The sequence below is a fragment of the Streptomyces sp. NPDC002754 genome, from assembly GCF_053592315.1.
Genome location: NZ_JBSFVM010000025.1, coordinates 98,548 through 104,945 on the forward strand (window position 1 = coordinate 98,548; position 6,398 = coordinate 104,945).

Below are 6,398 nucleotides of genomic sequence, written 5' to 3' on the forward strand. Positions count from 1 at the left end.
AACTGGGAGATCATGAGCAAGCTGCGCGTGGCGGTCATCGGGGCCAAGGGCCGCATCGGCTCCGAGGCCGTACGGGCCGTCGAGGCGGCCGAGGACATGGAGCTGGTCGCGGCCCTCGGCCGCGGCGACAAGCTGGACGTCCTCGTCGAGTCCGGCGCCCAGGTCGCGGTCGAACTGACCACGCCCGACTCGGTGATGGAGAACCTGGAGTTCTGTGTACGCCACGGAATCCACGCCGTCGTCGGCACCACGGGCTGGACCGACGAACGCCTCGCGCAGCTGAACCAGTGGCTGGCGGACTCCCCGGCCACGGGCGTGCTCATCGCCCCGAACTTCTCCATCGGCGCGGTCCTGACCATGAAGTTCGCCGAGGTGGCAGCGCCCTACTTCGAGTCCGTCGAGGTCATCGAGCTGCACCACCCGAAGAAGGTCGACGCCCCGTCCGGCACGGCCGCCCGAACCGCCCAGCTCATCGCGGCGGCACGGGAGAAGGCGGGCAGCGCCCCCGCGCCCGATGCCACGGCCACAGCGCTCGACGGAGCGCGCGGCGCGGACGTCGACGGCGTCCCGGTCCACTCGGTCCGCCTGCGCGGCCTCCTGGCGCACCAGGAGGTCCTCCTGGGCGCCGAGGGCGAGACGCTGACGGTCCGGCACGACTCGCTGCACCACAGCAGCTTCATGCCGGGCATCCTGCTCGGTGCCCGTAAGGTCGGCGCCGCTCCCGGCCTCACCTTCGGCCTGGAACACTTCCTCGATCTGAACGGCTGACCTGCTGCGATGCGCGCGAAAATCACCTACGCCGTCACGGCCCTCGTCCTGGTCTTCTACTTCGTCCTGGCCGGCGAACGCGGCGTGATGCTCCTCCGGCACGGCACCTTGCTCACGATCACCTTCGGTGTCGCGGTGCTGATCCTGCCGGTGATCGGCGTGTGGTTCCTGTGGGCGAACACCAGGTTCGTCACCAAGGCCAACCGGCTCGGCGAACTCCTGGACGCGGAGGGCGGGCTGCCCGTCGACGAACTCCGCCGCGACGCTTACGGCCGCATCGACCGCGACTCGGCGGACGAGGTCTTCGCCAGGCGCAGGGCCGAGACGGAGGACGAGCCGGGGGACTGGCGCTGCTGGTTCCGCCTCGCCGTCGCCTACCGGGACGCGCGGGACACCCCGCGCGCGCGGAAGGCGATGCAGCGCGCGATCGCGCTCCACGAAGGCCGCTCCGTGGGCGTCTGATCCACGCGCGCGTGGATCAGCGTCGGGCGCGGTACTCCTCGGCCCAGACCTCGACGGTGTCGGCGGCCCGGTCGAACGCCGTGCTCCGCCCCAGGAAGTCCACGCTGTGGCTGGTGAGCAGCGTCGTCCGATCCCCCTGCTGATCCCGCTGTACGAGGATCAGCGCCTGCCCCTGGACGGTGCGGGGCAGCCCGAGCCAGCGCACGGGCTGCTGCACCGTACGAGCGGTGGCGACCCGGTCCCACGGCGCCGTGCGGGTCACGAAGAAGCCGACGCGCCGCAGCCCGCGTGCACTCACCCAGGTGCCCATGCGGAGCAGCCGCAGCGCCGACGCGATGATCAGCACCGCGAGGACGCCGCAGACCGTCGCGGCGGACGTGTCACCGGCCACGGCGATGATCACCGAGGCGAACAGCACGTACGACGCCAGGAGCAGCAGCAGCGCGGCCGCGCCCACCCGGTACGGACCGGGGCGGTAGGGGCGGCGCCACTGGTCGCGGTCGTCGAAGGGCAGCGGGATGTCCGCAGCCTCGTCCAAAGCACGGTCGGCCGTCAGGAAGGGCAGGGGCACGACGGGTCCTCACTCGGTCCACACGGTATGGGGGCTGTGCCCGGTGAGGCTATCCGGGGACGCACCGGCCTTCCACTCCAGGGGGGCCGGAGGTGGACAGGGTGCGGCGGCGACCGTCAGCGACTGTCGGAGGCCTCCGACTGCTGTACGTGCCGCGTGGTCTGATCGATCGACAGGGCCGGCATCCCGATCAGCAGGGCGCCCACGAGGCCGGCCACGACGGTGAGGCCGACGAGCGCGCGTCCGGCGCGCTGCCCGGCGGAGGGACGCTCGCGCTCGGGCGGTTTGACGTTGCTACGGAAGTGGTCGGCTTCGGCTATGAAGGCGAACGGTACGGGCTCGCGCCGACGGAACATGGGACTGCTTCTCCTCAAGCGACTGGTGATGCTCGATCAAAAATGTGTTCATCTACACAGACGAGCGATCGCTTCAAAGGGTGCCCTGTTTCACCAAATTCACCAAACTTCGCTCCCGTTCGCCGGAGATCGTCGCGAGAAGCGAGCGAATGACCTGTTGTCAGTGGTGGCCCGTAGAGTGGGCGCCGCCCTGGTGAAGTGATGGGAAGGACCCCGGCAGCATGACCGAAACCCCAGCTGAAGAGCTCAAGCCGACGTTCCGCGGCGATGTCACCGTCGAGCTGGTGAAGCACACCGCGAGCGACACGGACGTGCTGTTCGCGGCCCGCGTCTCCACGCTCGGCGAGCAGTCGATCGACGAGCTGTCGAAGGACCCCGAGCGCTCCAAGGGCCTGATCAACTATCTGATGCGGGACCGGCACGGCAGCCCTTTCGAGCACAACTCGATGACGTTCCTGATCAGCGCCCCGATCTTCGTCTTCCGCGAGTTCATGCGGCACCGCGTGGGCTGGTCGTACAACGAGGAATCGGGCAGGTACAGGGAGCTCCAGCCGACGTTCTACGTCCCGGACGCCGACCGCAAGCTGGTCCAGGAGGGCCGCCCGGGCAAGTACCGGTTCGTCGAGGGCACGCAGGCGCAGCAGGAGCTGACCGGCCGCGTGATGGAGGACTCGTACCGCCAGGCGTACGAGGCGTACCAGGAGATGCTGGCCGCGGGCGTCGCCCGCGAGGTGGCCCGCGCGGTGCTGCCGGTCGGCCTGTTCTCGTCGATGTACGCGACGTGCAACGCGCGCTCGCTGATGCACTTCCTCGGTCTGCGCACGCAGCACGAGCTCGCCAAGGTGCCGTCCTTCCCGCAGCGGGAGATCGAGATGGTCGGCGAGAAGATGGAAGCGGAGTGGGCCGCCCTCATGCCGCTCACCTACTCGGCGTTCAATGCCAACGGCCGGGTGGCGCCGTAGTTCCGGGATCGGCACAGATGTACGGGCACCCGACCGAAGTGTCCGTATTGCGGCTTTTCGTAAAGTTCATCTAGCCTGATCAAACGGACCCGGCACTGCTTGAACCCCCGAGCAGGCAGTGCCGGGTTCCTCCTTTGTTCCGACTTGTCGCATCCCCCGAGGGGGGACCCGGTACTGAGCAGCGAGTAGCGTGTTACCCATGGCTCCGACCTCGACTCCGCAGACCCCCTTCGGGAGGGTCCTCACCGCCATGGTCACGCCCTTCGCGGCGGACGGCGCACTCGACCTCGACGGCGCGCAGCGGCTCGCCGCCCACCTGGTGGACGCAGGCAATGACGGCCTGGTCGTCAACGGCACCACCGGCGAGTCCCCGACCACCAGTGACGCGGAGAAAGCGGATCTCGTACGAGCCGTCGTCGAGGCGGTCGGTGACCGTGCCCACGTCGTCGCGGGCGTCGGCACCAACGACACCCGCCACAGCATCGAGCTCGCCCGCCAGGCCCAGCAGGCCGGCGCGCACGGCCTGCTCACGGTGACGCCGTACTACAACAAGCCCCCGCAAGAGGGCCTGCTCCGCCACTTCACGGCGATCGCCGACGCGACCGAACTCCCCGTGATGCTCTACGACATCCCCGGCCGCAGCGGCGTACCGATCAACACGGACACGCTCGTCCGCCTCGCCGAGCACCCGCGCATCGTGGCCAACAAGGACGCCAAGGGCGACCTCGGCCGTGCCTCCTGGGCCCTCGCCCGCTCGGGCCTCGCCTGGTACTCCGGCGACGACATGCTCAACCTTCCGCTGCTCTCGGTCGGCGCGTGCGGCTTCGTCTCGGTCGTCGGCCACCTCGTCACGCCCGAGCTGCGCGCCATGGTCGACGCGTTCTCGACGGGCGATGTGCACAAGGCGACGGAGATTCACCAGAAGCTGCTCCCGGTCTTCACCGGCATGTTCCGCACGCAGGGCGTCATCACGACGAAGGCCGCGCTCGGCCTCCAGGGCCTGCCCGCAGGACCGCTGCGGCTGCCCCTCGTGGAACTCACCCCGGAAGAAACGGCCCAGCTCAAGATCGATCTTGCTGCCGGCGGGGTACAACTCTGATCACAGACTTGGCAAAGCTTCACAACTGAATGAACAGAATCACCAACTGAACAGCAAGACCCAGGAACCAACACAACTGCTATCGCACGAACGTCATGCGCGCCACGTGCCCATAGGTACGTGGCGCGCATGGTTGAGGAGAGTCTTTTGAGTCATCCGCATCCTGAACTCGGCGCCCCGCCGAAGCTTCCGAAGGGTGGCCTCCGAGTCACCCCGCTCGGCGGCCTCGGTGAGATCGGGCGCAACATGACCGTCTTCGAGTACGAAGGCCGTCTGCTGATCGTCGACTGCGGAGTGCTCTTCCCCGAGGAGGAGCAGCCCGGAATCGACTTGATCCTGCCGGACTTCACGTCCATCAGGGACCGTCTGGACGACGTCGAGGGCATTGTCCTGACGCACGGCCACGAGGACCACATCGGCGCCGTCCCGTATCTCCTGCGCGAGAAGCCGGACATCCCGCTGATCGGCTCCAAGCTGACCCTCGCTCTCATCGAGGCGAAGCTCCAGGAGCACCGCATCCGCCCGTACACGCTCGAGGTCACCGAGGGCGAGCGCGAGCGGCTCGGCCCGTTCGACTGCGAGTTCATCGCGGTCAACCACTCGATCCCGGACGCGCTGGCCGTCGCCATCCGCACCCCGGCGGGCATGGCGGTCCACACGGGCGACTTCAAGATGGACCAGCTCCCGCTGGACCGTCGCCTGACCGACCTCCCGACCTTCGCCAGGCTCGGCGGGGAGGGCATCGACCTCCTCCTCACCGACTCGACGAACGCCGAGGTCCCGGGCTTCGTCCCGCCCGAGCGCGACATCTCGAACGTGATCCGCGGGGTCTTCGGCAGCGCGCAGAAGCGCATCATCGTCGCGTCCTTCGCCAGCCACGTGCACCGCATCCAGCAGATCCTGGACGCCGCGCACGAGTACGGCCGCCGGGTCGCCTTCGTCGGCCGCTCGATGGTCCGCAACATGGGCATCGCCCGGGACCTCGGCTACCTGAAGGTCCCCGCTGGCCTGGTGGTGGACGTCAAGACGCTCGACGACCTGCCCGACAGCCAGGTCGTCCTGGTCTGCACGGGATCCCAGGGCGAGCCGATGGCGGCCCTGTCCCGGATGGCCAACCGCGACCACCAGATCCGGATCGTCTCCGGTGACACGGTGATCCTGGCGTCCTCGCTGATCCCCGGCAACGAGAACGCGGTCTACCGCGTGATCAACGGCCTGACCCGCTGGGGCGCGAACGTGGTCCACAAGGGCAACGCCAAGGTGCACGTCTCGGGCCACGCGTCCGCGGGCGAGCTCCTGTACTTCTACAACATCTGCAAGCCCAAGAACCTGATGCCGGTCCACGGCGAATGGCGCCACCTGCGCGCCAACGCCGAGCTCGGCGCCCTCACCGGCGTCCCGCACGACCGCATCGTCATCGCGGAGGACGGCGTCGTCGTCGACCTCATCGACGGCAAGGCGAGGATCTCGGGCAAGGTCCAGGCCGGTTACGTCTACGTGGACGGCCTCTCGGTCGGCGACGTCGGCGAGCCCGCGCTCAAGGATCGCAAGATCCTCGGTGACGAGGGCATCATCTCGGTCTTCGTGGTGGTGGACTCCAGCACCGGCAAGATCACCAACGGTCCGAACATCCAGGCCCGTGGTTCCGGCATCGAGGACTCGGCGTTCCACGCCGTCCTCCCGCGGATCCAGGACGTCCTGGAGAAGTCGGCCCAGGACGGCGTCGTCGAGCCCCACCAGCTGCAGCAGCTCATCCGCCGCACGCTGGGCAAGTGGGTCTCGGACACGTACCGCCGACGCCCGATGATCCTTCCGGTCGTCGTCGAGGTCTGAAGCACGTGAGGAGCGGGGCGCCTCGATTTGCATCGAGGCGCCCCGCTCCAGTACGTTTACGGCTCCGCTCAAGGGGAACCCGCCGCACTTACGTGCTCGGATCAAGTTCCCGAAACGGGCGGGAATTCCGACTCAGAATCTCTGATAAAGTCGGCACCGCCGAAAGGCAAAGGCCTCCAACGGCCACCGGAATTGAAATCCGAACCGGAAACGGAACGGAATGCGGATCTGGTAGAGTTGGAAACACGAAGTACCGAAGGGAAGCGCCCGGAGGAAAGCCCGCGAGGGTGAGTACAAAGGAAGCGTCCGTTCCTTGAGAACTCAACAGCGTGCCAAAAATCAACGCC

At 68.0% G+C, this 6,398-nt stretch carries 7 protein-coding genes; 5 read left to right on the forward strand and 2 right to left on the reverse strand.

Going from position 1 to position 6,398, the window contains the following annotated elements; genetic code table 11:
- The first annotated feature begins 12 nt into the window (after positions 1–12).
- Positions 13–768 (forward strand): 4-hydroxy-tetrahydrodipicolinate reductase, encoded by a 756-nt coding sequence (gene dapB / locus ACWD2L_RS32385; RefSeq protein ID WP_351333613.1) that lies wholly within the window; start codon positions 13–15, stop codon positions 766–768.
- A 9-nt stretch (positions 769–777) separates the two neighbouring features.
- Complete coding sequence (locus ACWD2L_RS32390; RefSeq protein ID WP_351333611.1) at positions 778–1,230, forward strand: tetratricopeptide repeat protein; 453 nt, start codon at positions 778–780, stop codon at positions 1,228–1,230.
- A gap of 16 nt (positions 1,231–1,246) precedes the next feature.
- Here the strand turns inward: ACWD2L_RS32390 and ACWD2L_RS32395 are convergent, their stop codons facing one another.
- Both ACWD2L_RS32395 and ACWD2L_RS32400 read right to left on the reverse strand, forming a co-directional pair.
- Positions 1,247–1,801 (reverse strand): hypothetical protein, encoded by a 555-nt coding sequence (locus tag ACWD2L_RS32395; protein ID WP_351333608.1) that lies wholly within the window; start codon positions 1,799–1,801, stop codon positions 1,247–1,249.
- A 116-nt stretch (positions 1,802–1,917) separates the two neighbouring features.
- Positions 1,918–2,157 carry a hypothetical protein gene (locus tag ACWD2L_RS32400; protein WP_351333606.1) on the reverse strand — a complete coding sequence of 80 codons (240 nt, stop codon included), beginning with the start codon at positions 2,155–2,157 and terminating at the stop codon, positions 1,918–1,920.
- Positions 2,158–2,378: 221 nt separating this feature from the next.
- Here ACWD2L_RS32400 and thyX point away from each other — a divergent pair, with 221 nt between their 5' ends.
- The 3 genes from thyX to ACWD2L_RS32415 all read left to right on the forward strand — a co-directional run bounded on the left by thyX (position 2,379) and on the right by ACWD2L_RS32415 (position 6,051).
- Positions 2,379–3,119 (forward strand): FAD-dependent thymidylate synthase, encoded by a 741-nt coding sequence (gene thyX, locus ACWD2L_RS32405; protein WP_351333604.1) that lies wholly within the window; start codon positions 2,379–2,381, stop codon positions 3,117–3,119.
- 199 nt (positions 3,120–3,318) lie between these two features.
- Positions 3,319–4,218: a 4-hydroxy-tetrahydrodipicolinate synthase gene (dapA, locus tag ACWD2L_RS32410; protein WP_351333601.1), complete on the forward strand. Its 900-nt coding sequence runs from the start codon at positions 3,319–3,321 to the stop codon at positions 4,216–4,218.
- Between the two features lie 147 nt (positions 4,219–4,365).
- Positions 4,366–6,051 carry a ribonuclease J gene (locus tag ACWD2L_RS32415; RefSeq protein WP_351333599.1) on the forward strand — a complete coding sequence of 562 codons (1,686 nt, stop codon included), beginning with the start codon at positions 4,366–4,368 and terminating at the stop codon, positions 6,049–6,051.
- Positions 6,052–6,398: the final 347 nt, after the last annotated feature.

Excerpts from the sequence above, each read along its gene's own strand:
- dapB (WP_351333613.1), top strand. The coding sequence starts at position 13 with ATGAGCAAGCTGCGCGTGGCGGTCATCGGGGCCAAGGGCCGCATCGGC.
- ACWD2L_RS32390 (WP_351333611.1), top strand. The coding sequence starts at position 778 with ATGCGCGCGAAAATCACCTACGCCGTCACGGCCCTCGTCCTGGTCTTC.
- ACWD2L_RS32400 (WP_351333606.1), bottom strand. The coding sequence starts at position 2,157 with ATGTTCCGTCGGCGCGAGCCCGTACCGTTCGCCTTCATAGCCGAAGCC.
- thyX (WP_351333604.1), top strand. The coding sequence starts at position 2,379 with ATGACCGAAACCCCAGCTGAAGAGCTCAAGCCGACGTTCCGCGGCGAT.
- dapA (WP_351333601.1), top strand. The coding sequence starts at position 3,319 with ATGGCTCCGACCTCGACTCCGCAGACCCCCTTCGGGAGGGTCCTCACC.